Here is a 1552-nt window from a genome sequence, read left to right on the forward strand (position 1 = left end):
GGGACGCGCCCGTACCGAGGACACCACTTCCCATGATCCATGAGATCGACGAGGCGCTGCGGCGCCTGCTGCGCCGCGGCGCACTGCCCGAGGGGGCCGGCGACATCGCCGAGTTCGAACGCGGCATCGCGGAGGCAGCCCGGCTGCGCACGGCCGGCGCGACCGGGGACGCGTACCGCACGCTCGGCGAGGCGCTCGGGCTGTGGGCGGGCACCCCGCTCGCCGGACTGCCCGGCCCGCACGCCGAGACCCAGCGCGACCGGCTCACCGAGATGTGGCTGACCGCCCGGGAGGACCACTTCCACGGAGCCCTGGAACTGGGCCTGGACCGGGACACCGCGGCCGTCGCCGACCTGCGCGCCTTCGCCGCCGAACACCCCCTGCGCGAACGCGCCCAGGCGCTCCTCATGCTCGCCCTGCACCGGGCGGGCCGCTCCGGGGAGGCGCTCGCCGTGTACGGGGCGACCTGCGACACCCTCTCCCGCGAACTCGGCACCGGGCCCGGCCCCGAGCTCACCGCCCTCCACCGCCGCCTCACCACGCGCGCCGCACCCGCGCCCGCGGCCACGCCGCCGAGGGAAGCGGCTCGACCTGCTGCGCCCTCGGGAGCCGGGGCGCGGGGCGACGCACAGGCCTGCGGCTGCGGCCCCGGCCTGCCCGCGCCGGACGGGCCGGACGGGCCGGACGGGCCGGACGCGCCCGCGGTGCCGTACGGCGCTGACCGGCCGGCCGCCGGGCCCGGATCGGCCGACGGGTGCTTCGCCGGCCGGGCGGCGGAGCTCGCCCTGCTCGGCGAGGTGCTGGCGGGCACCGGTTCCGGTGTCCCCGTCGCCGTACTCACCGGCATGCCCGGCATCGGGAAGACGGCCCTCGCGGACCGGGCGGCCGCCCTCTCCCGGCACCGCTTCCCGGACGGGGTGCTCCGCGCCGACCTCGGCGCCGGCAGCGCCCGCGCCCTCGCCGGACTGCTGGGCACCCTCGGCGTGCCCGAACCGGCCCTGCCCGGCGGCATCGAGGCGCGCGCGGCGCTCTACCGCTCCCTCCTCGCGGGCCGTCGCGTCCTCGTCCTCCTCGACGACGCCCCCGACACCGCCGGACTGCTGCCCCTGCTGCCCGCCGCCCCGGGGTGCGCGGCGCTCGTCACCGCGCCCGGGCGCGGCCTCGTCGTCCCCGGCGCCCGGCTCGTCGACGTCCCCGAACTCGACGACGACACGGCCCTCCTTGTCCTCGCCGCGGCCGCAGGCGAGCGGAGGGTGCGCGCGGAGCCGGACGCCGTCCGGGACCTCGTCCGCCAGTGCGCCGGTCTGCCGCTCGCCCTCCACCTCGCCGGGACCCGGCTGCGGCAGGAACCGGCCCTGACGGCGGCCGCCCTCGCCTCCCCGGACGGGGCAGGCCTCACCGCCCGCCTCCGGGCCGGCGGCCGGTCCGTCGAAGACGCCTTCCGGCGCCGCTGCGCGACCCTCGCCCCCGCGGCCCTGCGCATGCTGCGTGCGACGGTCGCCGCGCCCGACGGGTTCGGGCCCGCGGCCGGCCCGGAGGCGGGCGGTGAGGC

Annotated in this window: 1 protein-coding gene; it reads left to right on the plus strand. The window is 80.3% G+C overall.

The genetic code is table 11. The features are described from left to right. Positions 1-32 precede the first annotated feature (32 nt). The coding region (locus EF903_RS32440; protein WP_185902943.1) for a BTAD domain-containing putative transcriptional regulator at positions 33-1552 on the plus strand (1520 nt) is incomplete at its 3' end.

Source organism: Streptomyces sp. WAC05292 (assembly GCF_003949955.1).
Taxonomy (GTDB): Bacteria; Actinomycetota; Actinomycetes; order Streptomycetales; family Streptomycetaceae; genus Streptomyces; species Streptomyces globosus.